The sequence below is a fragment of the Nocardia sp. NBC_00881 genome, assembly GCF_045207455.1.
Taxonomy (GTDB): domain Bacteria; phylum Actinomycetota; class Actinomycetes; order Mycobacteriales; family Mycobacteriaceae; genus Nocardia.
In genome coordinates, this window is record NZ_CP108798.1 from 3625113 (window position 1) to 3652037 (window position 26925).

Annotated in this window: 26 protein-coding genes and 2 tRNA genes; 12 read left to right on the forward strand and 16 right to left on the reverse strand. The window is 67.9% G+C overall.

Annotated features, from left to right (window positions below; translation table 11 throughout):
• Positions 1 to 2: 2 nt before the first annotated feature.
• Positions 3 to 1787: a DAK2 domain-containing protein gene (locus OH799_RS15085; RefSeq protein ID WP_406282135.1), complete on the reverse strand. Its 1785-nt coding sequence runs from the start codon at positions 1785 to 1787 to the stop codon at positions 3 to 5.
• Positions 1788 to 2118: 331 nt separating this feature from the next.
• On the opposite strand from OH799_RS15085, the gene rpmB reads away from it, so the two are divergent.
• From rpmB to OH799_RS15100, 3 genes are all read left to right on the forward strand, one after another.
• The gene (gene rpmB / locus OH799_RS15090; protein ID WP_011210730.1) at positions 2119 to 2310 is read left to right on the forward strand and encodes a 50S ribosomal protein L28; all 192 of its coding nucleotides are present in this window, start codon (positions 2119 to 2121) and stop codon (positions 2308 to 2310) included.
• 94 nt (positions 2311 to 2404) lie between these two features.
• Entirely contained in the window at positions 2405 to 2947 is a 543-nt protein-coding gene (locus OH799_RS15095; RefSeq protein ID WP_406280686.1) for a GNAT family N-acetyltransferase, read from the forward strand.
• Positions 2948 to 2957: 10 nt separating this feature from the next.
• Entirely contained in the window at positions 2958 to 3746 is a 789-nt protein-coding gene (locus OH799_RS15100) for an enoyl-CoA hydratase/isomerase family protein (RefSeq protein ID WP_406280688.1), read from the forward strand.
• A gap of 7 nt (positions 3747 to 3753) precedes the next feature.
• Here OH799_RS15100 and OH799_RS15105 read toward each other — a convergent pair whose 3' ends face one another.
• From OH799_RS15105 to thiL, 4 genes are read right to left on the reverse strand one after another with little or no spacing between them, the layout of a single operon-like run.
• Positions 3754 to 4617, reverse strand: a complete 864-nt coding sequence (locus tag OH799_RS15105; RefSeq protein WP_406280690.1) for an alpha/beta fold hydrolase — start codon at positions 4615 to 4617, stop codon at positions 3754 to 3756.
• 57 nt (positions 4618 to 4674) lie between these two features.
• A complete protein-coding gene (locus tag OH799_RS15110; RefSeq protein ID WP_406280692.1) occupies positions 4675 to 4914 on the reverse strand; it encodes a hypothetical protein in 240 nt (79 codons plus the stop codon).
• A gap of 50 nt (positions 4915 to 4964) precedes the next feature.
• A complete protein-coding gene (locus tag OH799_RS15115) occupies positions 4965 to 5648 on the reverse strand; it encodes a uracil-DNA glycosylase (protein WP_406280694.1) in 684 nt (227 codons plus the stop codon).
• A gap of 11 nt (positions 5649 to 5659) precedes the next feature.
• Positions 5660 to 6712, reverse strand: a complete 1053-nt coding sequence (thiL, locus tag OH799_RS15120; protein ID WP_406280696.1) for a thiamine-phosphate kinase — start codon at positions 6710 to 6712, stop codon at positions 5660 to 5662.
• A gap of 181 nt (positions 6713 to 6893) precedes the next feature.
• On the opposite strand from thiL, the gene OH799_RS15125 reads away from it, so the two are divergent.
• Positions 6894 to 7571 (forward strand): DUF3515 domain-containing protein, encoded by a 678-nt coding sequence (locus OH799_RS15125; RefSeq protein WP_406280698.1) that lies wholly within the window; start codon positions 6894 to 6896, stop codon positions 7569 to 7571.
• A 41-nt stretch (positions 7572 to 7612) separates the two neighbouring features.
• Here the strand turns inward: OH799_RS15125 and OH799_RS15130 are convergent, their stop codons facing one another.
• Together OH799_RS15130 and OH799_RS15135 are read right to left on the reverse strand one after the other, a co-directional pair.
• Positions 7613 to 8716 carry a D-alanine--D-alanine ligase family protein gene (locus OH799_RS15130; protein ID WP_406280700.1) on the reverse strand — a complete coding sequence of 368 codons (1104 nt, stop codon included), beginning with the start codon at positions 8714 to 8716 and terminating at the stop codon, positions 7613 to 7615.
• Between the two features lie 87 nt (positions 8717 to 8803).
• Positions 8804 to 9799 (reverse strand): NAD(P)H-dependent glycerol-3-phosphate dehydrogenase, encoded by a 996-nt coding sequence (locus OH799_RS15135; RefSeq protein WP_357264186.1) that lies wholly within the window; start codon positions 9797 to 9799, stop codon positions 8804 to 8806.
• Between the two features lie 31 nt (positions 9800 to 9830).
• Here OH799_RS15135 and cofC point away from each other — a divergent pair, with 31 nt between their 5' ends.
• The 3 genes from cofC (at position 9831) to OH799_RS15150 (ending at position 13702) form a co-directional block, all read left to right on the forward strand.
• The gene (gene cofC, locus OH799_RS15140; protein ID WP_406280703.1) at positions 9831 to 10514 is read left to right on the forward strand and encodes a 2-phospho-L-lactate guanylyltransferase; all 684 of its coding nucleotides are present in this window, start codon (positions 9831 to 9833) and stop codon (positions 10512 to 10514) included.
• A 69-nt stretch (positions 10515 to 10583) separates the two neighbouring features.
• Positions 10584 to 12743, forward strand: coding sequence for an RNA degradosome polyphosphate kinase (locus tag OH799_RS15145; protein WP_406280705.1), 2160 nt, complete (start codon positions 10584 to 10586; stop codon positions 12741 to 12743).
• A 20-nt stretch (positions 12744 to 12763) separates the two neighbouring features.
• On the forward strand, positions 12764 to 13702 hold the full coding sequence (locus OH799_RS15150; RefSeq protein WP_406282137.1) for an NUDIX domain-containing protein: 939 nt from the start codon (positions 12764 to 12766) through the stop codon (positions 13700 to 13702).
• Positions 13703 to 13882: 180 nt separating this feature from the next.
• Here OH799_RS15150 and OH799_RS15155 read toward each other — a convergent pair whose 3' ends face one another.
• From OH799_RS15155 to leuC, 3 genes are all read right to left on the reverse strand, one after another.
• On the reverse strand, positions 13883 to 14545 hold the full coding sequence (locus OH799_RS15155; protein ID WP_406280707.1) for an HU family DNA-binding protein: 663 nt from the start codon (positions 14543 to 14545) through the stop codon (positions 13883 to 13885).
• Between the two features lie 156 nt (positions 14546 to 14701).
• A complete protein-coding gene (leuD, locus tag OH799_RS15160) occupies positions 14702 to 15310 on the reverse strand; it encodes a 3-isopropylmalate dehydratase small subunit (protein WP_406280709.1) in 609 nt (202 codons plus the stop codon).
• Between the two features lie 39 nt (positions 15311 to 15349).
• A complete protein-coding gene (gene leuC / locus OH799_RS15165) occupies positions 15350 to 16771 on the reverse strand; it encodes a 3-isopropylmalate dehydratase large subunit (protein ID WP_406280711.1) in 1422 nt (473 codons plus the stop codon).
• A 167-nt stretch (positions 16772 to 16938) separates the two neighbouring features.
• On the opposite strand from leuC, the gene OH799_RS15170 reads away from it, so the two are divergent.
• The 3 genes from OH799_RS15170 (at position 16939) to OH799_RS15180 (ending at position 18506) form a co-directional block, all read left to right on the forward strand.
• Positions 16939 to 17640, forward strand: coding sequence for an IclR family transcriptional regulator (locus OH799_RS15170; RefSeq protein ID WP_406280713.1), 702 nt, complete (start codon positions 16939 to 16941; stop codon positions 17638 to 17640).
• Between the two features lie 32 nt (positions 17641 to 17672).
• A complete protein-coding gene (locus OH799_RS15175) occupies positions 17673 to 18173 on the forward strand; it encodes a pyridoxamine 5'-phosphate oxidase family protein (protein WP_406280715.1) in 501 nt (166 codons plus the stop codon).
• Between the two features lie 150 nt (positions 18174 to 18323).
• On the forward strand, positions 18324 to 18506 hold the full coding sequence (locus OH799_RS15180) for a DUF5302 domain-containing protein (protein WP_406280717.1): 183 nt from the start codon (positions 18324 to 18326) through the stop codon (positions 18504 to 18506).
• Between the two features lie 326 nt (positions 18507 to 18832).
• Here the strand turns inward: OH799_RS15180 and OH799_RS15185 are convergent.
• The 4 genes from OH799_RS15185 to OH799_RS15200 all read right to left on the reverse strand — a co-directional run bounded on the left by OH799_RS15185 (position 18833) and on the right by OH799_RS15200 (position 21543).
• Positions 18833 to 18905: transfer RNA gene (locus tag OH799_RS15185), tRNA-Glu, on the reverse strand.
• 146 nt (positions 18906 to 19051) lie between these two features.
• A tRNA-Gln gene (locus OH799_RS15190) sits at positions 19052 to 19123 on the reverse strand.
• Positions 19124 to 19256: 133 nt separating this feature from the next.
• The gene (gene gltX, locus OH799_RS15195; protein ID WP_406280719.1) at positions 19257 to 20729 is read right to left on the reverse strand and encodes a glutamate--tRNA ligase; all 1473 of its coding nucleotides are present in this window, start codon (positions 20727 to 20729) and stop codon (positions 19257 to 19259) included.
• Positions 20730 to 20742: 13 nt separating this feature from the next.
• On the reverse strand, positions 20743 to 21543 hold the full coding sequence (locus tag OH799_RS15200) for a fumarylacetoacetate hydrolase family protein (protein ID WP_357264158.1): 801 nt from the start codon (positions 21541 to 21543) through the stop codon (positions 20743 to 20745).
• Positions 21544 to 21757: 214 nt separating this feature from the next.
• Between OH799_RS15200 and OH799_RS15205 the strand changes: the two genes are divergently transcribed.
• Complete coding sequence (locus OH799_RS15205; RefSeq protein ID WP_406280722.1) at positions 21758 to 22939, forward strand: MFS transporter; 1182 nt, start codon at positions 21758 to 21760, stop codon at positions 22937 to 22939.
• A 366-nt stretch (positions 22940 to 23305) separates the two neighbouring features.
• Here OH799_RS15205 and OH799_RS15210 read toward each other — a convergent pair whose 3' ends face one another.
• Positions 23306 to 24313 carry a 3-isopropylmalate dehydrogenase gene (locus OH799_RS15210; protein ID WP_357264153.1) on the reverse strand — a complete coding sequence of 336 codons (1008 nt, stop codon included), beginning with the start codon at positions 24311 to 24313 and terminating at the stop codon, positions 23306 to 23308.
• A gap of 295 nt (positions 24314 to 24608) precedes the next feature.
• Positions 24609 to 26207, reverse strand: coding sequence for a phosphoglycerate dehydrogenase (gene serA / locus OH799_RS15215; RefSeq protein ID WP_406280724.1), 1599 nt, complete (start codon positions 26205 to 26207; stop codon positions 24609 to 24611).
• A gap of 146 nt (positions 26208 to 26353) precedes the next feature.
• Here serA and OH799_RS15220 point away from each other — a divergent pair, with 146 nt between their 5' ends.
• Positions 26354 to 26908: a TetR/AcrR family transcriptional regulator gene (locus tag OH799_RS15220; RefSeq protein ID WP_406280726.1), complete on the forward strand. Its 555-nt coding sequence runs from the start codon at positions 26354 to 26356 to the stop codon at positions 26906 to 26908.
• Positions 26909 to 26925: the final 17 nt, after the last annotated feature.

Here is a 26925-nt window from a genome sequence, read left to right on the forward strand (position 1 = left end):
GCCTACTCCACTCCGATCTGCAGCAGGTCGCCGCGCTGCCCACCGGGATACACGATGACCTCCACACCGGGAAAGCTCTGTGCGATGTGCGCGGCAAGTTCGTCGCCGAGCCCGTCCGGCGCCGTCGCCCCCATCAGCAGGGTGACCAGCTCGCCGCCGAAGGCGAGCATCCGATCGAGCAACGTCTGTCCGGCTGTGCGCACGTCGCGATCGATCACCACCACGTCGTGGCCGACCAGACCGAGCCCGTCACCCCGCGCACAGGTGCCGACCATGGTGAGCGCGCGCTGCGTGGCGGCGCGCAGCGATCCCCAGCGCGTGGTGGCGGCGGCCTCCGACATCGCGAAGGCGTCGTCGACCGCAATCCGGCCCCGGTCGTGCACGGCCAGCGCGGCGAGCCCCTGGACCATGGACGCGCTCGGCAGCAGGAGCACGTCCCGGTGGGCGTCGCGCGCCGCGACGCCCACCGCGACCAGCTCGTGCGCGGGCAGCGCGCCGTTCGGCAGTACCAGTACCTCCTGGTTCGGCATCCGCCGGATCGCGGCGACCAGCGCTCGCGCGGTGACCGGCTCGTGGCCGCCGAGCGCCACAGCGCCCGCGTCTTCGAACAGCGTCACGGCGCCCTCTCCGGAAGCGACCGCGAGAACCCTCCGGTCGGCCGGAACCTCGGGGCTCGCCGTGGTCGCGACATCGCGCGCGGCGAGGTTGCCCGCCACTACATCGGCGGAACCGGGTACGGCCCGTGGGGAATCGGATGCCGCGGCGATGGTGGACCTTGCGGCGTCGATCTGCGCGGCGTCGGCTGAACGGGCACGTTTCTGCCGCGGGATCTCGCTGTGCTCGGGCCTGTGGTCGAGGTGTTCGGAGAACGCGAAGCGCTCGATGCGGATTCTGCTGAGCGTGCCCGCCGCGATCCCCGCCTCCACCGCGGCGCCCGCGTCGGCGCAGTGCACATGGGCGGACCAGAAGCGGTCGCCGTCACCGACGACCACCACCGAATCGCCGAGCTCACCAAGGCGCACCCGCAGCGTCGCGACCCTCGACTCGTCGGTGTCGGCGAGCAGGTACATCACCTCGTACCGCGACTCGGCACCGGACTCGACCTCGAACTCCGGCGCCGGTGGAACCGCGACCGCCGGGCGCCGGCCGTACTCCGGTCGCGCGGGCACCTCGCCGAGAGTCACCGTGACCAAGCTGTCCAGCAGCACGACCAGACCGCGAGCGCCTGCGTCGACCACCCCGGCGTCGCGCAGCACACCGAGCTGGGAAGGCGTGTCCCCGAGCGCTTTCGCAGCACCGTCGGCCGCCGCCAGCGCCACGGCCGCGAGAGAGGCATCCGAACAGGCCGCGGCACACGCGGATGCGCAGTCCAACACGGTGAGGATGGTGCCCTCGATCGGCACACTCAATCCCGCGCGCACCAGTGCCGAGGCTCGGTCGAGCGCGGCGCGCAGGGTGTCCGCCGTGAGGGATTCCCCGCGCACGGCGTCGGCGATGCCGCGCAGCACCTGGGAGAGGATGATGCCGGAGTTGCCGCGGGCGCCGATCGTCGCACCATGTGCCATGGCCGCCGCGACGGTATGGGCCGACGCCGCACCGGGTTCCGCGCTTTCGGCGAACACGGCCACCTCGGCGGCCGCGACCGCGGCGCGCATGGTGGCCAGCAGGTTGGTCCCGGTGTCGCCGTCCGGGATGGGGAATACATTCAGTGCGTTGATCTCTTCGCGCCGATGCTCCAGGCCCTGGAGGCAGGCTCGGCCCCAGCGCAGCAATGCCGTGCCGTCCATCACGTCCCGCAGTCCGGGCACTGTCACCTCTTTCCCGTCCGCCACCTGGACACCTTCACCGTCCGCCAGGTTAGCGGGCGAGACCGACAGTGAGCGCGAGATACCGGGCCACTACACTGGCGGATGCCCAGCAAACATTCCGGCCCTCCTTTCCCGGGACCGGTTTGGTGGATCGAGACCCGCACAGCTACCCTTGCAGGGTTGCCTCGCGCGGCCGTCGCCGGTCCGCGCTGGCCGGCATTCGTCGGCAAGGCACATCACGACATTGTTTCCGGACATGCCGCAGTGCGAATGCGGCGGTCCCCACCATGACATGAAGGAGTTCGCGACTATGGCTGCCGTCTGCGACGTCTGCGCCAAGGGCCCCGGCTTCGGGAAGTCGGTCTCGCACTCGCACCGGCGCACCAACCGTCGCTGGAACCCGAACATCCAGACCGTTCGCGCTCAAGTCGCGCCGGGCAACACCCGCCGCATGAACGTGTGCACCTCCTGCCTGAAGGCGGGCAAGGTCGTCCGCGGCTGATCCGCCCGGCTGGCCAGTACTACCGACACACGCCCCGGCACCTCCATCGGGTGATCCGGGGCGTAGTCATGACCGCGGTTGCGCAGCGAGCACTATGACCGAGCCTCCGTGGCACATCCTTCCCTTGGCTGCCGAGCAGACGCGCAGTCTCGCCGAGTGCCACATCGCGTGCTGGCGCGAGGCTCATCGAGACCTGGTGCCCGCGCACGTGCTGGACGCGTTCGACGTCGAGCGCCGAGCCGAGCAGTGGGAGCGCAACCGGGTCCGGTATCCCGGCCACACGCATGTCGCGGTCGTCGATGACACCGTGATCGGATTCGCCAGTGCGGGTCCGCCCCGCGCCGCGCAGGCCGTGACCCCGCTCGAACTCCACGCGCTCTACGTGCGCTCCGCGTGGTACGGCACCGGCGTCGCGGACGATCTGATCCGCGTCGCGCTCGATCCGGCGACGCCGTGCTCGCTCTGGGTGTTCGAGCAGAACCCACGCGCGCAGGCCTTCTACCGCAGACACGGTTTCGCGCTCGACGGCGCGCGCAGGGCGGAGCCGCTCTCCTCCGCGATCGAGGTGCGCATGGTGCGCGATCCGATGCCGCACGGCGACTCCGCACCCACCGAGGCCCCGCAGGACACGCGCTAGGGTGCAAATCATGACATCCACCCAGCAAGCCGACTACGTGACGACCGTCGACGGCGTTCTGCTGATCACCGTAGCCACCGCCGCCCATGGCACGTCCATGGACTTCGCCGGAATCAACGTGGGCACCGCTGCGCTGCGCGCGCTCGGTGCCGAGGTGGGCGCGGTGCTGCTTCGGGGTACCGGTTCGAACTTCTGCGCGGGCGGCGACGTTCGCGGGTTCGCTGCCGCGCAGGACCGTTCGGCGCATATCCACGGTCTGGCTACCGACTTGCACGAGTTCGTGCGTGCATTGGACGCGACCACGGTTCCGGTGCTGGCCGCGGTCCAGGGCTGGGCGGCGGGTGCCGGGATGAGCCTGGTCTGTCTCGCCGACATCGCGGTGGGCGGCCCGGGCACCAAGCTGCGGCCCGCCTACCCCGGCATCGCACTGAGCCCCGACGGCGGCATGTCCTGGACCCTGCCGCGCCTCGTCGGCGCGGGCCGGGCCCGCGACATCCTGCTCACCGACGCCGTTCTGGACGCTGACGAGGCGCTGCGACTCGGCATCCTCAGCAAGCTCGTAGCCGACGAGAAAGTCGCGGATGAGACGCTGCGACTCGCGCGTACCTTCGCCGCCGGCCCGCATTCCACCTACGCGAGCATCAAGTCGCTGCTGCGGCAGTCGGATTCGACGACACTGAGCGACCAGCTCGACCGCGAACGTGAGTCGATCGCCGCGGCCGCGAACACCCCCGCCGGACGCGAGGGCGTGAACGCGTTCGCCGAGAAGCGCAAGCCCGACTACACCGGACTCGCCTGACGCCGGGTCACTCCCGCGTCTCCAGCACGAATTTCGCCACCGCGTCGGTAAACGAATCGTTGTCGTCGCCGGCAGCGGTGTGCGCGGCGCCGCCGATCTCCACCAGCTGCGCATGCGGCACCAGCCGCTGGAATGCCTCGGCTCCTTCGGCACTCACCACGTCCGAGCGCATGCCCCGCACCAGCAGCACCGGAATGGTCAGCATCCGCGCCGCGCCCTCCATCTGCTCGGTCGCCGCCGCCGCGTCCTCGACCCGATCGCCGAGCATGCCCGGATCCCAGTGCCAATACCAGCGACCGTCGCGCTCGCGCAAATTCCGCAGCAGACCGTCGGTGTTCTTCGGCCGCGGACGATGCGGCATGTACTCGGCGACCGCGTCGGCCGCCTGATCGAGGGTGTCGAAACCGTCGCGGTGCTTGCCGAGGAAGTCCATCACCCTGGCGACGCCCTCCGGTTCCGGCCGGGTCACGATGTCGACGAGCACCAGCGCGGTGATCGGCTCCCCGCCGGGCACGGCGGTGGCGAGCAGACCGGTGATCCCGCCCATGCTGGCGCCGACCACGACGGCGGGTGCGCCGAGCTGCTCGAGCACGAGGAGCAGGTCGTGCACCATGGTGTCGCGTCGATAATCGCGGTCGGGCGCCCACTGACTGTCGCCGTGCCCGCGCGCGTCCAGCGTGACCACACGCATTCCCGACGCGCCGAGACGCGCGCCGGTCTGCTTCCACGAGTGGCGCGTCTGACCGCCCCCGTGCAGAAAGACGACGAGCGGGCCGTCGACCGGGCCGAACTGATCGGCGGCCAGCTCGATTCCTCCCCAACCGCGCAGCCGGAGCCGGGACGGTTCGAGAAGATTGTTCGCATTACTCACGATCTGAGGATCGCACAATGCCGGTACCGGCTTCGCGGGAACCTCTCGATCAAGACCTCAGCAGGCGAGGTTGCCCACCAAGAACAGGCACGCGACCTTGGCGTTCACCGACGCGGAGATGGTGGAGGAGCCGGTGGAGGTGAACTCCTCGGCGACCGGCGCCGAGGTGGTTTCCGTAGCGGGCTCGAGCCGCAGCGGGGCCGCGCCGGCGACAGCGGCTCCGCTGGTGAGCGCGGCGCAGACGGCCAGGGTCGCGGTGGTGCCGCGCAGCGCGCCGCGGACGGTGGTGTTGTGCATGGAAAAGCTCCTCACTCGATATCTTTCTGGTCGATCACATACAGGCACCCTCAAGGCAGGCGCCAGTCAACCGGTTCGGCCCCCAGTTCGTCGAGCAATTCGTTGACTCGCGAGAAGGGGCGGGAACCGAAGAAACCACGCGACGCGGACAACGGCGACGGATGCGCGGACTCGATGTAGGGGATTTCGGCCTCGGCCAACTGCGGCTTCAGCGTCGACGCGTCTTTGCCCCACAGGATCGCCACGAGCGGCTCGTCCCTGGCGACGAGGGCGCGAATCGCCTGTTCGGTGACCGCCTCCCAGCCCTTGCCTCGATGCGAAGCGGGCTTACCGGGCGACACTGTGAGCACTCGGTTCAGCATCAACACACCCTGGTCCGACCACGGGCTCAGGTCGCCGCACGACGGCGTCGGGTGCCCGAGGTCTTTGGTGTACTCCGCGAAGATGTTGGCCAGGCTGCGCGGAATCGGCGAAACATCGGGCGCCACAGAGAAACTGAGCCCCATCGGGTGGCCGGGCGTCGGGTAGGGGTCCTGGCCGACGACGAGCACGCGCACCGCGTCGAACGGACGCTGGAAGGCGCGCAGGACATTCTCACCGGACGGTAGGTAGCCACGGCCCGCGGCGTTCTCGGCACGCAGGAAATCCCCCATCGCACCGATCCGATCCGTGACCGGCTCCAGCGCCTTCGCCCATCCCGAATCCATCACTTCCGACAGTGGTTTCTCGCCCATGACCGCACAACTTATCGTGGTCCGCCCTCGAACGGCGAGTCCGCCCCATGGAACGATTCCCACCCACCGTCACCCGCGTGCACCACGCCGTCGACGGTGACCCCGCGACCGGCGACAACCCGCCCGATCGCGACCCATCCAGCGGGCGGCACACGCCCCGGCGCCCACGCACCGACGAAGGCATGATCCTCGCCGCCGGTCAGAATCCATTGCGCCACATCCACATCCAGTCGCGCGGCGATCTGTTCGAGCGCCCGGTCACGCAGGGCCGCCGAATCCAGATCGATGGCGACGCCGGAGGCCGCCGCAACATGCCCCACATCGGCGAGCAACCCGTCGGATACATCAGTCAGCGCGTGCAGCCCGGCTGCCGGCGAACAGGTCTGCTCCGGATTATCCGGAGGTCGCTCCGAACTGCCCACTTCCGCCTGCGCATCCACATCAGCGGCGCCGTGCAGCACATCCAGCACCGCCGCATACGGCGGCCGCGGAATGCGATGGGCGGCACGCGCTTCGGCGAAGTCGACGGCGGTCATACCGGCGGTGAGCGCGGCGAGGCCCGCGGCCGACCAGCCGAGGCGGCCCGCGACGGCAACCGTGTCACCCACGCGTGCGCCGGCTCTCGTGATCGGCGCCCCGCCACGAAGGTCACCGAAAGCGGTGACGGAGATGACCAGATCGCGGCTGCGAACCAGGTCGCCCCCCGCGATCGATCCGCCCACCCTGACGGCCTCGGCCCACATGCCATCCGCGAGACCGTCGACCACCTCGAGCGGGGTGTCGGCCGGGCAGCCGAGCGCGACGACGAACGCGGTCGGCACCGCTCCCATAGCGACGACATCGGCGGCGTTCTGGGCGATAGCCTTGCGACCGATGTCCTCGGGGCTCGACCAGTCCAACCGGAAATGCCGATCCTGCACGAGCATGTCGGTGGTGACCACGAACCGGCCATCCGGCGCGGCCACCAGCGCCGCATCGTCGCCGGGACCGAGCAGCACGCCGCGCGCCTGCACCCGGCCCGCATTGATACGGTCGATCAGCGCGAACTCCCCCAGTTCACGCACCGTCCTCGGGCCCGTGCTCTCGCTGATGACCGATCCTTTCAGGCACGCCGCTTGCTGGAATCGGCCCGACGGTACCCTTTCCAGGGCAGTTGGGTATCACCGGGCCGGTCCACCGTGCCGCCGCGCTCCCGCGGCGCCGACGTCCGGCACCGTTCAGCGCGAGCAGGAAGGATCGGTGGGCATGGCGGCGACTTCGCCGAACCGGGACTCGGCCGAGGACAAGCAACCAGCGGCCACGGGCTCCGACCCCGACGCTCGGGATTCCGAGTCGACAAACCCTTCGGCGAGGAACACCATCGACGCCTCGCCCGCGGCCGCCCCGACACGCCAGTACTCCCCGGCCCTGATCGCCACCGCCGTTGCCCTTCCCGTCATCCTGGTCGTCGCCGTGCTCGTGGCCGCCGTGCTGGCGCGCCGCGCGCCGGTCGACCGTGAACCGTTGGTGCTCGGTCCCGTTCCCGCTCCTGCCGCCCCTGGTCCCGCCTGCACCGCGCTGCTGCCTGCCTTGCCCGCGGACCTGGGTGAATTCACGAAGTCGACGCTCGTCGAGCCTGCCCCGCCCGCCACTCGAGCGTGGCAGCGCGCCGATGGCGGCGACCCGATCGTCCTGCGCTGCGGCCTGGACCGCCCGTTGGAGTTCAACCGCGCCGCACCCCTGCAGATCGTGAACGGCGTCCAGTGGTTCGAGGTCCGCGACCATGCTGCGAAGGCGAGCACCTGGTTCGCTGTCGACCGGGAGACCTATCTCGCGCTGACCGTGCCCGACGGATCCGGCCCGACCCCGTTGCAAGAGGTCTCCGACACCATCACCGCCACCCTTCCCGCTCAGCCGATCGACCCAGGTCCGCTCCCCAACTGACCGGACGGCTTTTGTGCGGGCCGGCATCCCGGCGATCTCGGCTAGCGCAGGCCGGTGCCCCGGGTGAGTGCGGTTTCGACGAGGGTGGAGACCAGCACGGCGTAGTCGATGCCGGTGGCCTCCCACATACGCGGATACATGGAGATCGCGGTGAAGCCCGGCATGGTGTTGATCTCGTTGATCACCGGTCCCTGCTCGGTGACGAAGAAGTCGACGCGTGCGAGACCCTGACAGTCGAGCGCCTGGAAGGCGCGCACGGCGAGTTCCCTGATCCGATCGGACACGTCGTCGTCCAGCTTGGCCGGAACGTCGAATTCGCAGACGTCATCGAGGTATTTCGTATCGAAGTCGTAGAACTCGGGGCTGCCAGCGGTGGTGTCCTCTTCCGGCATCCGGATCTCCGCGACCACACTCGCCGAGAGCCGCCCGTCCGGGAACTCCAACACACCGCACTCCACTTCGCGTCCGACGATGCCCGCCTCCACGATCACCTTGGGGTCGTGCGCACGCGCCACCGCGATCGCCGTGTCCAGCTCACTCCAGTCGGTCACTTTGGTGATGCCGATCGACGATCCACCGCGCGCGGGCTTGACGAACACCGGGAGTCCCAGGCGCGCCCGATCCGCCTCGGCGACCGTCGCAGTGCCGGGCCGCAGCACCACCTGCGTGCCGATCGGGAGTCCCTCGGCCGCCAGCAGTTTCTTGGTGAATTCCTTGTCCATGCCCGCCGCGCTGGCCAGCACACCGGGACCGACGTATGGGATCCCGGCGAGCTCGAGCATCCCCTGTAAAGTCCCGTCCTCACCGAACGGTCCGTGCAAGATCGGGAACACCACGTCGACGGAGCCGACCGCGGCGCTCGGATCATCGAGTGCGATCAGCGCCCCCGAGCGGCTCGGATCGGCGACCAGCGTCAGCGCCGTGCCGGTGGCGTCCACCGACGGCAGGGCACCGTCGTTGATGCCGAGCGCGGCGACGTCGGAACCGCCTAGTACCCACCGACCCTCCGCGGTGATGCCGATCGGTACCACCTCGTACTTCTCCGGATCCAGGTTCCGCAGCACGCTCCCGGCGGACACGCAGGACACGGCGTGCTCGTTGCTGCGGCCGCCGAACACCACGGCCACCCTGATCCGGTTCGTCATGCCCCGAACCGTACCCGTTTCCAGGACCCGCCTAACCGCTGACTGTCCCGGCCACGGCGATGTCGATCGCATGCGAGCCGGTTCGGATCACTCCGGTTTGATCCGCCGACCGAGCAGGTTGCCGACAGCTTCACGCACGGAGAGACCTTCGTGACACACCTGGTGCACCCCGGTCGTCAGTGGCATCTCCACCCCGTGCCGCTCGGCGAGCGCTCGGATGGATGTGCAGGACTTCACACCCTCCGCGACCTGGCCGTGAGTCGCCGACTGCGCGGCGTCCATGGAGCCACCCGCGCCGAGCACGTGGCCGAAGGACCGGTTGCGCGACAGCGGCGATGTGCAGGTGGCTACCAGGTCGCCGACCCCGGCAAGACCCGCCAAGGTCACCGGCTCCGCGCCGAGGGCCACCCCGAGCCGGATGATCTCGGCCAGACCACGGGTGATCAGGCTGGCGATCGAATTGTCGCCCAAGCCCATTCCCGAGGCGATGCCGCAGGCGAGTGCGATGACGTTCTTGCACGCGCCGCCGATTTCGCAACCGATCACGTCGGTGTTGGTGTACGGCCGGAAGTATCCGGTCGCGCTGGCGTGCTGCAGCGCGACCGCGCGGTCGGTGTCGGTGCAGCCGATCACAGTCGCGGCCGGCTGTCCAACCGCGATCTCCCGCGCCAGATTCGGCCCGGACAGCACCGCGACCCGGCTCTGGTCGGCGCCGGTGACTTCCTCGATCACCTGACTCATCCGCAACAGCGTTCCGGTCTCGATTCCCTTCGCCAGGCTCAGCAGCGAGGCATCCGGCCCGATGAGGTGCTTCCACTCCGCGAGATTCACACGCAAGGACTGCGACGGCACCGCGAGCACCACGATGTCCGCGCCGTCCAGCGCCACCGCGGGGTCATGGGTGGCCGCGATCGGCGGCAGCGGAATATCCGACAGGTAATCCGGATTGCGATGTTCGGAGGCCAGCGTCGCGGCCACCTCGGGTCGCCGGGCCCAGATCGTGACGTCGGTTCCCGCATCCGCCAACACCTTCGCGAATGCCGTCCCCCACGATCCCGCGCCAAGTACAGCCGCCCTCGTCATCAGCCCAATATGCCATGGAAGGATTGGTCGCATGCGCCCGCACGCCGTGCATGCCGTGATCGCGGTCAAGAGCCTCGATCGGGCCAAGAGCCGACTGGCCGATCGGCTGCGCCCGGAGCACCGGGCGCGGCTGGTGCTGGCGATGCTCGCCGATACCGTGACCGCCACCGCGGCGGTCCCCGATGTCGTGTCGGTCACGGTGGTCACCCCAGATCCCGCCGTCGCCGACCTGGCCCGCGCGCTGGGCGCCGACGTCCATCCCGAGCCTCTCGGCGCCGACTCCGACGGGCTCAACACCGCCTTGGCCAGCACTGCCGCGGCGTTGCGTGGGGCGCACGGCCCGATCGATCTGCTCGCCCTCCAGGCGGACCTCCCCGCGCTGCGCCCGGAGGAGTTGTCCGACATGCTCGCCACCGCCCCGCGGGGCGTGCGGTCGATCGTGGTCGACCACGCGGGCAGCGGCACCGCCGCGCTCCTGGTCCGCGACCCGGCCGCCGCACTCGAGCCGCGTTTCGGTCCCGGCTCGGCGCGCCGCCATGTCGCCGCGGGTGCGGTCGATCTGACCGGAGACTGGCCGGGCCTGCGCCTGGACGTCGACACCGCCGACGACTTGGACCGCGCGGTGGCGCTCGGGGCCGGGAACGCGACGCGCGCCGTGCTGCACGACATCGGCTGGCCAGGTCGCGTTCACAAGCACGTTCCGCATGTATGCTAGACGGTCGCCATGGACGGCAATCCCGACGGAGTACTGCACACGGCCCCGCCGGTAGGGGATGATCGTGACGTGAGCGATACGGAAATTGTCAAGCAGCAACCGTTGCTTCCCCCACCTCTTCCGGCGGCTACACCACTGTCCGCCGACTCGGCGGCGCAGCGGTTGCCCCGTGATCGCTACCTCAATCGCGAACTGAGCTGGCTCGACTTCAACGCCCGGGTGCTCGCCCTCGCCGAGGACGCGTCGCTTCCCCTGCTGGAGCGGGCGAAGTTCCTCGCTATCTTCGCGTCGAATCTCGACGAGTTCTACATGGTGCGGGTGGCGGGCTTGAAACGGCGCGCCGAGACCGGTCTGCTCGTGCGGTCGGCCGACGGCCGTTCGCCGGGGGAGCAATTGGAGTTGATCGCGGCGCGCGCCCAGGAAATCGCGGTGCGGCATGCCCGCGTCTTCCTCGACGACGTGCTGCCCGCGCTGACCGGCGAAGGCATCGCGATCATCGACTGGTCCGACCTGGACGACGATGAGCGCCAGCGCCTCTCGGGCTACTTTCAGGATCAGGTGTTCCCGGTCCTCACCCCGCTCGCGGTGGATCCAGCGCATCCGTTCCCCTACATCAGCGGGCTGAGCCTCAACCTCGCGGTGACGGTGAAGGATTACTCCAACGGCGGCGAGCACTTCGCCCGCGTCAAGGTACCCGACAACGTCGATCGCTTCGTCCGCGTGCGCCGCACCGAATCCGCCTCCCCCATCGCGGCTTTCCTGCCTATGGAAGCGCTCATCGCGGCGCATCTGGAGCTACTGTTCCCGGGCATGGAGGTGGCCGAGCACCACTCGTTCCGGATCACCCGTAATGCCGACTTCGAGGTCGACGAGGACCGCGACGAGGACTTGCTGCAGGCGCTGGAACGCGAACTGGCCCGGCGCAGGTTCGGTTCGCCGGTGCGGCTCGAGGTCTCCGACGACATGACCGAGCACATGCTCGATCTTCTACTGCGCGAGCTGGACGTCCATCCCGGCGACGTGATCCAGGTGCCCGGCCTGCTCGACCTGTCCTGCCTCTGGCAGGTGTACGGCGTCGACCGGCCGAATCTGAAGGGCACCCCCTATGTCCCCGCGACGCCGCCCGCGTTCGGCGAGCGGGAGACGCCGCGCAACGTGTTCGCGGCGCTGCGCGAGGGCGACGTGCTCGTGCACCACCCCTACGACTCGTTCTCCACCAGCGTGCAGCGATTCATCGAACAGGCCGCCGCCGACCCGCAGGTGCTCGCGATCAAGCAGACGCTCTACCGCACCTCCGGCGACTCGCCGATCGTCAACGCGCTCATCGACGCCGCGGAAGCGGGCAAGCAGGTGGTCGCGCTGGTCGAGATCAAGGCGCGCTTCGATGAGCAGGCCAACATCAAGTGGGCCCGCGCGTTGGAGCAGGCGGGCGTGCATGTGGTCTACGGCCTCATCGGACTCAAGACCCACTGCAAAACCTGCCTGGTGGTGCGCCGCGAGGGCGCGACCATCCGCCGCTACTGCCACATCGGGACCGGAAACTACAATCCGAAGACCGCGCGCTTATACGAGGACGTCGGATTGCTCACTGCCGCACCGGAAATCGGTGCCGATCTGACCGACCTGTTCAATTCACTGACCGGTTACTCGCGAAAAGAGAACTACCGCAACCTACTTGTCGCTCCGCACGGCGTGCGCGCAGGCATCATCGAGCGGATCCAGCACGAGACCGAGTTGGCATCCCAGGGGCGCGAAGCCCGAATCAGGTTGAAGGCCAACGCGATCGTAGACGAGGAGGTCATCGACGCGCTGTATCGAGCCTCCCAGGCAGGCGTACCGGTACGCATCGTGGTGCGCGGCATCTGCGGGCTGCGCCCCGGTGTTCCTGGCATGAGCGAGAACATCGAGGTCCGCTCGATCCTGGGTCGGTTCTTGGAGCACTCGCGCATCATGCACTTCCAGGCGCAGGACGAGTACTGGATCGGCAGTGCCGACATGATGCATCGCAACCTGGACCGCCGGGTCGAGGTGATGGCGCAGGTGAAGGATCCGCGGTTGACCGAGCAGCTCGGCGAGGTATTCGACTCGGCGCTGTCTGCGACGACACGCTGCTGGGTACTCCAGGCAGACGGTGCCTGGCAGGCCTGGCCCGAGCAGACCACCGACGGCGACAAGATACGAGACCATCAGGAGTTCCTCATGCGGCTGCGGAGGCCCGAACAGCAGTGAGCGGTAGCACCGGGTACGAGATGGACGGGGGTCCGTTCTGGGATCCCCGCGTCACCGCCAATATCTACGCCGCGGGCGCGGTACCGTGGCGCAGGACAGTGAACGGAGCGGTCGAGATCGCGATCGTCCACCGCCCCAAGTACCAGGACTGGTCGCTGCCGAAGGGCAAGCTGGATCCCGGAGAGACCCCTGTGCTCGCCGCGGTCCGCGAGGTCGCCGAGGAGACCGGGCTGGAATGCAGGCTCGGCCGCTACCTCGGGCACGTGACTTACCCGATCCCGGGCCATCGCAAATTGAAGAGGGTCGACTATTGGGCGGCCGAGGTCGTAGACGGTGAGTTCGCCGCCAATTCCGAGGTGGACGAACTCAGCTGGCACCCGCTGGACCGGGTGATGGACCAGCTGTCGTATCCGATGGACCGGCAGGTGCTGCGCGCCTTCGCCCGCCTGCCCGCCCGCACGAGCACGCTGCTGCTCGTGCGGCATGCGAAAGCCGGCCGGAGAGACCGCTTCAACGGGCCGGACGAGCAGCGCCCCCTGGATCGACAGGGCGAGGCTCAGGGGCGGGCTCTGGTGCCGAACCTGCTGGCGTTCGGGGCATCCGAGATCTTCTCCGCCGATCCGCTGCGCTGTGTGCAGACGGTGGCGCCGCTGGCCGAGAAACTCGGCGTCGAAATCACCCTGGAGCCATTGCTTTCCGAGGCCGGTTACGCTGCGGCGCCCGACGCGGCCCGCGAGCGCACCCGAGCTCTGATGACCGACAAGGCTGTTCGCGTCATCTGCAGCCAGGGAAAGGTGATTCCGGACCTGCTGCAGTGGTGGGCCGACCGCGACGGCGTCGTGCTGCCGTCGGCGCGCAACCGTAAGGGCAGTGTGTGGGTGTTGTCGTTTGCCGAGGGGCGGTTGGTGGCCGCGGACCATCTGGATCGGTCGCTCTCGACCGGCGTCGTGAATTCCTGACGGCTCACAGCACCGCGGCGCCTCGTCGTGTCGGAACCACATCGCGGCACTGCCGCAGGCCACGCACCGCGGAAAATGGCCCCGGGGGGTGCGTCCCGGGGCCATTTCAATCGGTGAGGCGAATGGCCCAGCCTTCCGGGGCGGGCCCGTTCGGCGCCGATACGACGGTGGGGTGATATATCAGCGGGCGCGGCGAGCCGGAGCCTTCTTGGCCGCGGTCTTCTTCGCAGGCGCCTTCTTGGCGACGGTCTTCTTCGCGGCGGTGGTCTTCTTGGCGGCAGTAGCCTTTGTAGCTGTCTTCTTGGCCGGAGCCTTCTTGGCCGCCGTCGCCTTCTTCGCGGGCGCCTTCTTGGCGGCGGTCTTGGTCGCAGTCGCCTTGCGGGCGGTGGTCTTTGCCGGAGCCTTGGCGGCGGCCTTACGGGCTGTCGTCTTGGCAGGCGCCTTGGTCGCGGTCGCCTTCTTTGCCGCGGCCTTCTTTGCCGCCGTCTTCTTCGCGGCGGCCTTCTTTGCGGCCACCGGTGCGTTCACGCCGCGCTTGACGGCGGGACCGCTCGCCGCCAGCTTCTGCTTACCCGCGATGACCGCCTTGAATTGCGCGCCGGGACGGAACGCGGGCACCGAAGTGGGCTTCACCTTCACGGTTTCGCCGGTGCGCGGGTTCCGTGCGACTCGAGCCGCACGCTTACGCTGTTCGAACACACCGAATCCGGTGATAGTGACGCTCTGACCCTTGTGCACCGCGCGCACGATGGTGTCGACCACATGCTCGACTGCCGCGGTGGCCGTGCGCCTGTCCGTACCCAACTTTTCGGTCAGAACGTCGATCAGTTCCGCCTTGTTCATTGAATCCTCCGCAGACTAATGGCCCGTCGTCGGACCGACTAGGTACCACGGTAAACCCACTTTGGGCAAGAGTCTATGTGCCACGCCAAAATTCATGTGGTTTAGCACACGTCCAGCTACCGCCACTCAGGCCGCACAGCTAACACGCGGGGGTGATTACGTATGCGAAATATGTGCCGGCAGGGTGGTGGGTTTCCATGCCGGCCTTGCGCTTTCGAACTCGGCGATGGTGTCACTCCGGCGCAGAGTCAGTCCGATGTCGTCCAATCCTTCGAGCAGACGCCACCGGGTGTAGTCATCAATATCGAACGGCAACACGACGGTTCCGGCCGCCACGGTGCGGGCTCGGAGGTCCACAACCAATTCCATGCCCGGCTGTTCCTCCAGCAACTTCCAGAGCATTTCGACATCGTTCTGTGACATCTGAGCCGCCACCAGACCGCCTTTACCCGCATTGCCGCGGAAGATGTCGGCGAACCGCGACGAGATGACCACCCGAAAGCCGTAGTCCGACAGCGCCCAAACGGCGTGCTCACGCGAGGATCCTGTACCGAAATCCGGACCCGCGACCAGCACACTACCCCTGTTGTAGGGCTCGATGTTCAGAATGAATGTCGGATCCGTTCGCCATGCGGCGAACAACCCGTCCTCGAATCCGGTGCGGGTTACCCGCTTCAGGTAGACGGCGGGGATGATCTGATCAGTATCGACATTGGAGCGGCGCAGCGGCACCCCGATGCCCTTGTGCACGGTGAAGGCTTCCATAACGAATCTCCTGGGTTCGATTGGGTGTAGCGGGGCCGGTCAGTCCAGATCCGCAGGCGACGACAGAGTTCCACGGAGCGCCGTCGCGGCCGCTACGAGGGGGGAAACCAGGTGGGTGCGGCCGCCTTTGCCCTGCCTGCCTTCGAAGTTCCGGTTCGATGTGGAGGCGCAACGCTGGCCGGGCGCGAGTTGGTCCGGATTCATTCCCAGACACATTGAGCACCCCGCCTGCCGCCATTCGGCACCAGCCGCGGTGAAAATCTCCCCTAATCCTTCTTTTTCCGCCTGTGCGCGAACCCGCATCGAGCCCGGTACAACCAGCATTCGCACTCCGTCGGCGACATGGCGCCCCTTCAAAATCCCGGCCACCGCGCGCAAATCCTCAATGCGCCCGTTGGTGCACGAACCGACGAATACGGTGTCGATCGAGACTTCCCGAAGCGGAGTTCCCGGCTCCAAATCCATGTACCGCAGTGCCTTCTCTGCCGATTCGCGGGCCGCCTCGTCAGCGATTCCCGCGGGGTCGGGCACCGCCGCACCGAGCGGAGCGCCCTGCCCCGGATTGGTGCCCCAGGTGACGAACGGGGACAGCTCGGCGGCGTCGATGCGCACCTCGGCGTCGAAAACCGCGCCCTGGTCGGTCTTCAGCGCCTCCCAGGCGGCCACCGCCGCATCCCAGTCGGCCCCCCGCGGGGCATGGGGCCGCCCTTTCAAGAATTCATAGGTCGTGGCGTCCGGTGCGATCATGCCCGCCCGCGCGCCCGCCTCGATGGACATGTTGCAGATGGTCATTCGGGCCTCCATCGACATGGCGCGGATGGCCTCGCCCCGATACTCCAGGACGTACCCTTGGCCGCCGCCGGTGCCGATCTTCGCGATGACCGCCAGGATCAGATCCTTGCTCGTCACGCCCGCAGGCAGCGCGCCGTCCACGGTGATCGCCATAGTCTTGAACGGGCGCAGCGAGAGCGTCTGGGTGGCAAGCACATGCTCGACTTCGGACGTGCCGATACCCATCGCCAGGGCGCCGAACGCGCCGTGTGTAGAGGTGTGGCTGTCGCCGCACACCACCGTTGTCCCCGGCTGGGTCAAGCCGAGCTGCGGCCCGACCACGTGAACGATTCCCTGGTCCAGGTCGCCCATCGGATGCAGCCGGACACCGAATTCCGCGCAATTGCGCCGCAGCGTCTCCACCTGGGTCCGCGAAATCGGGTCGGCGATCGGCTTGTCGATATCGATCGTCGGAACGTTGTGGTCCTCGGTCGCGATGGTGAGATCCGGTCGCCGCACGGGCCGGCCCGCGGCGCGCAGCCCGTCGAAGGCCTGCGGACTGGTCACCTCGTGGACGAGGTGCAGGTCGATATAGATCAGGTCGGGTTCGCGCGAGGCGCCCTCACCTGCACCGCGAGCGACGACATGTTGGTCCCATACTTTCTCGGCCAGCGTGCGCGGTTCGGCCATAGTCGATCACCTTTCGGACGAGCAGCCGTTCCGCGATCCGGGCAGTGGCGCGGCGACGGTTGCACCTGTTGAGATAGCTGCGCCTGGTCGGACCATGGAGACCGGAATCCGCGAAGGTGCGTTTTCGCCGATGGATTTCTCAACATCCGGGACGCTAGTATCGTTCTATGAGACAGCATAGCGGTGTCGGCGTCCTCGACAAAGCAGTGGCGGTCCTGTACGCCGTAGCCGAGCATCCCTGCGGTCTCAACGAGCTGTGCGCACGCACCGGATTGCCTCGCGCTACCGCCCATCGTCTTGCCGTAGGCCTGGAGGTGCACCGCCTGCTCGCCCGCGACAACAACGGGATGTGGCGCCCCGGACCGGCCCTCGCCGAACTCGCGACCGGCGCCAACGACCCGCTGCTCGAGGCCGCGTCGGCTATTCTGCCCCGGCTGCGCGAGATCACCGGGGAGAGCGTTCAGCTCTACAGCCGCGACGGCAACGCGCGCATCTGTGTCGCGGCGCTGGAACCCCCCGTCGGACTGCGCGATACCGTCCCGATCGGGGCGCGCCTTCCGCTCACCGCGGGCTCGGCCGCCAAGGTGCTGCTCGCCTGGTCCGATCCAGAGCTGCAGCGCACCATCCTGCCCGACGCGGTGTTCGGAGAGCGGGCGCTGGCCGAGGTCCGCAAGCGCGGTTGGGCGCAGAGCGCAGGCGAGCGCGCGGCGGGTGTGGCCAGCGTCTCCGCACCGGTGCGCGACGCCGCCGGCACCATCGTCGCCGCCGTATCGGTATCGGGCCCGATCGACCGGATGGGCCGCAGGCCGGGCGCCCGCTGGGCCGCGGACCTGGTCGCCGCGGCCGAGGCATTGCACAAGCGCCTGTAACACGTTTCGGTCGAACTCTCTATGGTTGGCCAATGGGAGTCAACCAACGGGCACAGATCGTGATGTCCGACACCGAGATCACCGAGTTCCTGGAGCGCAGCCGGATCGCGACACTGGCAACCATCAGCGGAAAGGGAACACCGCACCTGACCGCCATGTGGTACGCGCTCATCGACGGCGAGATCTGGTTCGAGACCAAGGCCAAGTCGCAGAAGGCGGTGAACCTGCGCCGCGATCCACGGGTCACCTGCATGGTCGAGGCGGGCCAGACCTACGACCAGCTGCGCGGTGTGTCGATCGAGGGTCGTGCCGAAATCGTCGAGGACGCCGGAAAACTGTTCGCGGTCGGTGTGAGCGTCTGGGAACGCTACACCGGGCCCTATAGCGAAGAGACGCGCCCGATGGTGGAGTCGATGCTGCACAAGCGGGTCGCCGTCCGCGTCGTTCCCGAGCACGTACGCAGCTGGGATCACCGCAAACTGGGCCTTCCACAGCTACCGCTCGGCGGCACCACCGCACAGTGGCTCGACTGAGCCGAGCACGATCCGGGCGAGCGACGCGCCCGAATTCCAACTGACACAACCGCCTCGAACCCGATAGCGTCGAGGCGTTCGACACGAATCGGCCGGGCACCACGGCCCGAGGGGGATGCGGTGCACGGCCGCGATGACGAGGAGCAGGCGATGGCGGATTCGGATAGTTCCCATGACAGCGCCGACGAGGTGAAGCGCAAGTTCCGCGAGGCGCTCGAGCGCAAGAATCAGCAGCACGCCCGTGCGGCCGACCACCTCGACGGCCGGTCCAAGGCTTCCGCGGCGCACACCGCGGCCAGCCACAAGCGGGAATTCCGCCGCAAGAGCGGTTGATCCGCGAGACGGGCACGGCCCTCCGGCCGAACGGCAGGAGGGCCTTCCGTACCAGTGCAGTTACAGCGCGAAACCGAGGCAACGCACCCGCCACCCTCAGCAGCAAATTTCTGGCAACTCATCTCGGACTGGCAGAGACACCCTTGACCAGCGGCCCCGACCAGACCGCTCGGTACCCGTCGCCGCACTGAATCCCCGACCAACGCGGTCTGCGGCTGCCGGACCGAGCACCCAGTCAACACAATCCCAGCTGCCTGCTGGAGGCTCAGTCAACGCCGCGAAACGTGAAAGGTCCATGCCCTATGGGCATGGACCTTTCACTCGTGTAGCCCCGACGGGATTCGAACCCGCGCTACCGCCTTGAGAGGGCGGCGTCCTAGGCCTCTAGACGACGGGGCCAGGACTGCTTCCCGCTTGCGCGAGGAGCGCCGTGGTGATCTTTCGATCAGGAGGCTTGGCTAGCATAACCGGCCGAAGCTCGGCGACCAAATCGCCGGATGCTGTACTCATTTCGGCCGCGAACCGAAGTCGAACAACACTCTCCGCTGGGGTACCAGGACTCGAACCTAGAATGGCTGAACCAGAATCAGCTGTGTTGCCAATTACACCATACCCCAATGACCAGGTCACTCGGTCTCGCATCTGGGTGACTCGAGACCGTGTTCCGGACCGAGAAGAAGAGTACCAAACGGCTACCGGTATATTACAAATCGCCTGGTCAAGACAGCATTTTCCGCCCAGTTCGCGCGCTCAGGCCTGCGCGGTCCACGCCAGCGCCGCGCGCAGCCGGTCCACGGTGACCGCACGGCCCAGCAGTTCCAACGACTCGTACAGCGGCGGGCTGATATGTGAGCCGGTGACCGCGACCCGCACCGGCGCGAAGGCCTTACGCGGTTTCAGCCCCAGATCATCGATCAGCGCCGTTTTCAGCGCGTCTTCGAGCGCCGGTGCCATCCATTCCGTCAGCGGCTCCACTGCGGCAATAGCAGCCTGCAATACCGCGGTCGCGTCGGCGCCGAGATTCTTGGCGCCCGCGACGGGGTCGATCGTGAACTGATCCGACGGCGCGAACAAGAAACGCAACAGTTCCCAAGCGTCCGACAACACCACGATCCTGGTCTGCACGAGTTCGGCCGCCGCGGTGAACACCTTCTCATCGATTTCCGCGCCGATGTGGCCGTGTTCGGTGAGGTAATCCCGAAGCCGGTGCGCGAAATCACCGTGCTCCAGCAATCGGATGTGCTCGGCGTTGATCGCGTCCGCCTTCTTCTGGTCGAATCTGGCCGGATTCGAATTTACTTTCGATATGTCGAAAGCCTCGACCATCTCCGTCATGGTGAACACATCACGATCCTCCGCGAGGCCCCAACCGAGTAGCGCGAGGTAATTCAGCAAACCCTCTGGGATGAATCCTCGGTCGCGGTGAGCGAACAGATTCGACTCTGGATCACGCTTGGACAACTTCTTGTTGCCCTGGCCTATGACGAAGGGCAGATGGCCGAACTCGGGAGTGAAGTCGGTAACCCCGATCCGGCGCAATGCGGCGTAGAGCGCGAGCTGACGCGGGGTCGAGGAGAGCACGTCCTCGCCGCGCAGGACGTGGGTAATCCGCATCAGCGCGTCGTCGACGGGGTTGACCAGCGTGTACAGCGGATCGCCATTGCCGCGGGTAAGCGCGAAATCTGGCACGGTCCCCGCCTTGAAGGTGGTCTCGCCGCGCACGAGATCATGCCAGGACAGATCCGCGTCGGGCATCCGGAGCCGGATCACGGCGGGGCGCCCGGCCTCACGATGTGCCGTGATCTGCTGGGGAGTGAGGTCGCGGTCGTAGTTGTCGTAGCCCAGCTTCGGATCGCGTCCAGCGGCGCGGTGGCGGGCCTCGACTTCCTCAGGCGTGGAGAAGGATTCGTAGGCCTCCCCGGCCTCCAGCAAACGCCGAACCACGTCCAGATGCAGGTCCCTTCGCTGCGACTGGCGGTACGGTTCGTAGGGCCCGCCGACCTCCGGCCCTTCATCCCAGGTGAGGCCGAGCCAGCGCAACGCGTCGATGATCGCCCGGTAGGACTCCTCGGAATCGCGTGCGGCATCGGTATCTTCGATACGGAAGACGAATGTGCCTCCGTGATGGCGGGCATACGCCCAGTTGAACAGCGCCGTCCGGATCAGGCCGACGTGTGGTGTTCCCGTCGGTGACGGGCAGAATCGGACCCGTACTTCAGTCATGGCTCTCTTTCGATCAGCGTTTGGCGGCAACGGGATTGGTGAGGGTTCCGATGCCCTCCACAGTCACGGACACCTGCTGCCCGTTCTGTAGCGGGCCGACGCCCTCGGGGGTGCCGGTGAGGATGACATCACCGGGCAGCAGCGTCATCACGGTGGTGATCCACTCGATGAGTTTCGGAATATCGTGCAGCAGAAGAGAAGTGCGGCTGCGCTGCCGGACCTCACCGTCTAGTTCGGTGACGATCTCCAGATCCGAAGGATCCAAAGAGGTTTCGATCCACGGCCCGAGCGGGCAGAATGTGTCGTAGCCCTTACCTCTGGTCCACTGGCCGTCGTGGCGCTGCTGGTCGCGGGCGGTCACGTCGTTGGCGGCGGTGTAACCGAGCACGACGTCCAGCGCGCGAGAGGCGGGCACGTCCTTGCACGGGCGGCCGATGACGATGGCCAGCTCACCCTCGTAATCGACCTGAGCGGAGCTGGGCGGCAGGATGATCGGGGCGTTCGGACCGATGATCGAAGTGTTCGGCTTGAGGAAGATCACCGGGTCGGCGGGCGCTGGGCCGCCCATCTCGGCCGCGTGCGCGGCATAGTTCTTGCCGACGCAGACCACCTTGCTCGCCAGAATCGGCGCGAGCAATCGCACATCGGCCAGCGGCCAGCTCCGGCCGGTGAACGTCGGCGTGCCGAACGGGTGTTCCGCGATCTCCTTGGCGATCTCCGATCCTGCCTTACCCCCTCCTGCGATGTCGCTTCCATCGCCTTCGATGCTCACGAAGGCGACCCCATCGGGACTGGCAACTCGACCTAGACGCATGCCCGGCAGTCTATCGACCTTGCTTCCACCTGCTCGTACGCGCCCGACCGAGTGGTACGGAACCACGGCCCGGCCCGGCTCGCAGCTGCCCGGATCAGCTGTGAGCAGTGCGACAGCCGCTGTTCGGCGAACGGCTCGGTCAGCGTGTACGGTAAGCACATCTTTTCAATAGATGAGAACGTTATCCCAAATATTGAGATTCGAGGTGGTGCCGATGGCTACCGTCACGCAGGTCCACGAGGTTCGCCGGTGGTCCATGCTCGGCCTCGGGGTTTTCGCACAGGCCTCCAGCGCGGTCTTCATCCACGGCGTCCCCTTCCTGCTGCCCGCGCTGACCGACCGCGGCATGCCACTGGCCACGGCCGGTCTGCTGGTTGCCATGCCGACCGTCGCGCTGGTGTGCACGCTCATCGCGTGGGGATACGTAGTCGACCGGGTCGGCGAGCGCAAGGTGCTGGTCTGCGGTCCGCTGCTGATGCTGGCGGCGGGTTGCGCGGCGGCGAACACGACCGATGACATCGCCCTTGGCGCGCTGCTATTCCTCGGCGGCATCGGGGCGGCGAGTACCAACGGCGCCAGCGGCCGGGTGATCGTCGGCTGGTTCCCGCCGCAGCGACGCGGGTTGGCCATGGGCATCCGGCAGACCGCGCAGCCGCTCGGCGTCGGAGTAGGCGCCCTGGCGATTCCGGCCATGGCCGGGACGTACGGCGTGCCTGCGGCCATTCTGGTACCCGCGATCATGGCGGGCGTGGCCGCCGTCGGCTGTCGGATCGGCATCGTCGACCCGCCTCGTCCAGAAGGCGCCGCCGCCGATTCGGCCTTGCGCGCCAACCCTTATCGCGACGACGCGACACTATGGCGAATCCATCTGGTCTCGGTGCTGCTGGTTGTCCCGCAAGGCACCGTCTGGACGTTCGCGCTGCTGTGGCTGCACCGCGACGTCGGCTGGTCGCTGGCCGCGGCGGGCGTGCTGGTGACCGCCACCCAACTCCTGGGCGCGCTGGGTCGGATCGGAGCAGGGGCGTGGTCGGATCGCGTCGGGAGCCGGATGGGCCCGCTGCGTACTGTCGCCGTCGCCGCCGTCATCTCGATGGCCGCCTTGGCGTTGACCGCGTGGACGCACTGGTGGTGGGCCGCCATCCCGCTGCTGATCGCCGCGTCGGTAATCACCGTCTCCGACAACGGATTGGCGTTCACCGCGGTCGCCGAAATCGCGGGACCGTATTGGAGCGGCCGCGGCCTCGGCATCCAGAACACCGGCCAGAACTTCGCGATGGCAGCGGTCCCTCCGGTATTCGGCGCCCTCATCACGGCAAGCGGCTTCCCCGCCGCGTTCCTGCTCGCGGCCGCCACGGCAATAGCGGCGATTCCGCTGGTACCCGATGACCCCGATTAGCTGGAACCCCCGCAGAATTCACGCCCTCCAGCTTCCGACCCACTTCGCCGCTCGTTCCGAGCGTCGCGTTCGCCGCCGCCTGACCTTCCTCAGCGAGGCTCGCTGGCGATTGTCAGCGGTGTCGTCATCGCGAGCCGCTTCACCGCAACATCGAAGAACAAGCCGCGCCACTCTTGGTTCCACGCACGGACTATGACGAGCGTAGGGCCCGGTGAGCCGAGTGGTCAGGGGTCGTGCGGCAGACCAGCTGATGAGTCTGTATCGAAAGAGGCAACCGAGCCCGTCGACCGAAATCCTTGGGCCGCACGGCGACTGAATGAAGGTCCCGCTCCCGGATCGGGAACGGGACCTTCGTCGGGTGGTGGGTCAGACGGTGGCGGCGATGCGGTCGCCGATCTGCACGGTCGAGTCGGCGCCGGAGCGGGACTCGAGGTCCTCGGCGACGGCCGACTCGATGCGGGCTGCCGCCGCGGTGTCGCCGAAATGGTTGAGCAGCAAAGAGACCGAGAGGATCGCCGCCGTCGGGTCGGCCTTCGACTGGCCCGCGATGTCGGGGGCACTGCCGTGCACCGGCTCGAACATGCTCGGGTTCGTCCCGGAGGCATCGATATTGCCGCTCGCGGCCAGGCCGATGCCGCCACTCACCGCGGCGGCGAGGTCGGTGATGATGTCGCCGAACAGGTTGTCGGTGACGATCACGTCGAACCGGCCCGGGTCGTTCACCATGTGGATGGTCGCGGCATCGATGTGCTGGTAAGCCGTTGTGACATCAGGAAACTCGGCCGCGACCTCGTCCACGGTGCGCTGCCAGAGCGAACCGGCGAAGGTGAGCACATTGTTCTTGTGCACGAGCGTGAGGTGCTTGCGCCGAGCCTGCGCCTTGGCGAAGGCGTAGCGCACCACGCGCTCGATGCCGAAGCGGGTGTTGGTGCTGACTTCGGTCGCCACCTCGTGCGGGGTGTCGACTCGGATCGCGCCGCCCGTACCGGTGTAGGGCCCCTCGGTGCCTTCGCGCACCACGACGAAGTCGATCTCGGGGCTGCCGGCCAGCGGGCTGGTCACACCAGGGAACAGCTTGGAAGGTCGCAGGTTCACGTGGTGGTCCAGCGCGAACCGGGTGCGCAGCAGCAGGCCGCGCTCGAGCACGCCGCTGGGTACCGACGGATCACCGATCGCGCCGAGCAGGATCGCGTCGTGCTGCTTGAGCTCCGGCAGCACCGAGTCCGGCAGGATCTCGCCGGTCGCGTGGTAGCGCCGCGCACCGAGGTCGTATTCGGTCTTCTCGACACCGGGCACGACCACGTCGAGCACCTTGAGCGCCTCGGCGATGACCTCGGGCCCGATACCGTCGCCCGGGATGACAGCAAGCTTCATGACAACAATGCTCCGTTCGATTTTGCCGACCGCGGCCGCCATAGCGCGCGGCACGGGTAAGGCCGTCGGGGTGAGGCACCGACTTTCCGACCGGGTGACCGCAGCACCGTCACGGTACTTGGTGCGGTCGGTCGGTCGAGCACCAGGCGCTGCGGCGAACCCATCGCGCACGCCTCTCGCGAGCAGATCGGCACGGCGGCGCGCCGATCGCGCTTCGGCAGACCGATGCCGCACCACGAACTACCTCGGGCGCGGCATCGATTCTCCGGTATCGGGATGCCAGATCCCGACGCGATCAGAACAGATCGACCAGGACGACCTTGGCCGCGCCGACCGACTCGGCGATCGCGGCCTGTACATCGGCGGGTACCTCGCGGGCCACCCGCAGAACCAAGGTCGCGCCTTCCTTGTCGACGTCCTGGCTCAGCTGCGCGGCGAGGATGTCGACATCGGCCTCGCCGAGCTTGGTGCCGATCTTGCCCAGCGCACCCGGCTTGTCCTCGTAGTTCAGCACGGCCAGGTTCAGGCCCTCGGCGCGCATGTCGTAGTTGCGGCCATTGATGTTGACGATCTTCTGCACCAGCTGCGGCTCGGTCAGCGTGCCCGCGACATTGAGGGTGCGGCCGTCACCGAACACGGCACGCAGGTCGACGACGCTGCGGTGGCTCGGGCTCTCCGGCGCCGTGGTGACCTCGGCGGTGATACCGCGGTCCTTGGCGAGGGCAGGCGCGTTGACGAAGGTGACCTGGTCCTCGACCAGCGCGGAGAAGACGCCGCGCAGCGCGGACAGCTGCAGCACCGCGACGTCCTGCGTGGCCAGTTCGCCGCGCACCTGGACCTCGACGCTGACCGGCAGCTCGTTGGACAGCGCACCGAGCAGGGCGCCCTGCTTGCGCACGATGTCCAGCCACGGCGAGACCTCCTCGCCGACGGTGCCGCCGGTGACGTTCACCGCGCCGGGCACGAACTCACCGGCCAGGGCCAGCAGCACCGACTTCGCGACGTCGGTACCCGCGCGGTCCTGGGCCTCTGAGGTGGAGGCGCCCAGGTGCGGGGTCACGACGACCTGCGGCAGGTCGAACAGCGGGCTGTCGGTGCTCGGCTCGGTTTCGAACACGTCCAGGCCCGCGGCGCGTACGTGACCGGACTTGATCGCCTCCGCCAGCGCGGCCTCGTCGACCAGACCACCGCGGGCGGCGTTGACGATGATCACGCCCGGCTTGGTCTTGGCGATGGCCTCCTTGCCGATGATGCCCTTGGTCTCCGGGGTCTTCGGCAGATGGATCGAGATCAGATCGGCGCGCTCGAGCAGCTCGTCGAGGCTCAACAGCTCGATGCCGAGCTGCGCGGCGCGCGCGGGGGACACGTACGGGTCGTAGGCGACGATCTTGGTCTCGAAGGCGGCGAGGCGCGCGGCGAACAACTGGCCGATGCGGCCGAGGCCGACGACGCCGACCGTCTTGTCGAAGATCTCGACGCCGTTGAACTTGCTGCGCTGCCAGGTGTGCTCACGCAGGGTGGCGTCCGCGGCCGGGATCTGACGCGCGGCGGCCAGCAGCAGGGTGACCGCATGCTCGGCGGCGGTGTGAATGTTCGAGGTCGGCGCGTTGACGACCATGACGCCGCGCGCGGTCGCGGCGGGCACGTCGACGTTGTCCAGGCCGACGCCCGCGCGTGCGACGATCTTCAGGTTCTTTCCGGCCTCCAAGACCTCGGCGTCGACCGTGGTCGCCGAGCGCACGAGCAGTGCGTCGGCTTCGGGCACCGCGGCGAGCAAGGCCGGGCGGTCGGGGCCGTCGACCCACCGCACCTCGACACCGTCACCGAGCGCGTCGACGGTCGACTGGGCGAGCTTGTCGGCGATCAGAACTACGGGACGGCCTGCTTGGCTCACTGTGGGGTACTCCTGAGGAAAAGGGGGTCGGCATTTACCGCCGACCAGCTTAGTCCGCGCGATTCGGGTCCCTTCTACCACCTGGCGGGCGGCCGTCGTCAGTCTTATGGGTCGCGAAAATATGAAGACCGGTCTACCATTGCCTAATGGGCGCAAAGGGAACCGAGACCCGGGGCAAGCTGGTCGACGCGACGCGCGCGCTGGTGGAGCGGCACGGCTACTACGGCGCGGGGCTCAACCAGATCCTGGCGGCCAGCGGCGCACCGCGCGGCTCGCTCTACTTCCATTTCCCCGGCGGCAAGGACGAGCTCGTAGCAGAGGCGATCGCCCAGTCCGGCAAGGAGATCGCCGCGCTGATCGACACGATCGAGCCCGGCAGCATCGCCGACGCCGCGACCAGGCTGCTCGCGGTATTCGGCGACCGCCTGGAGGCCTCCGGGTGGCAGCAGGGTTGCCCGGTCGCCACGGTCGCTCTGGACATCGCGGCGGCGAACGACCCCATCCAAGTCGAGTGCGCGACCGCCTACGCGGCATGGGAGCAGGCGCTGCGGATTCGGCTCCGCGCCGACGGCCGTGCCGATGCCGATGATCTGGCGGCCGCGCTGCTGGCCATGGTCGAGGGCGCGTTGCTCTTGGCCCGCGCACAACGCAGCCGCGAGCCGCTGGAACGGGTAGAACGCACCATCCGGGCCCTGATCTGACGCCATGACGCGATTTA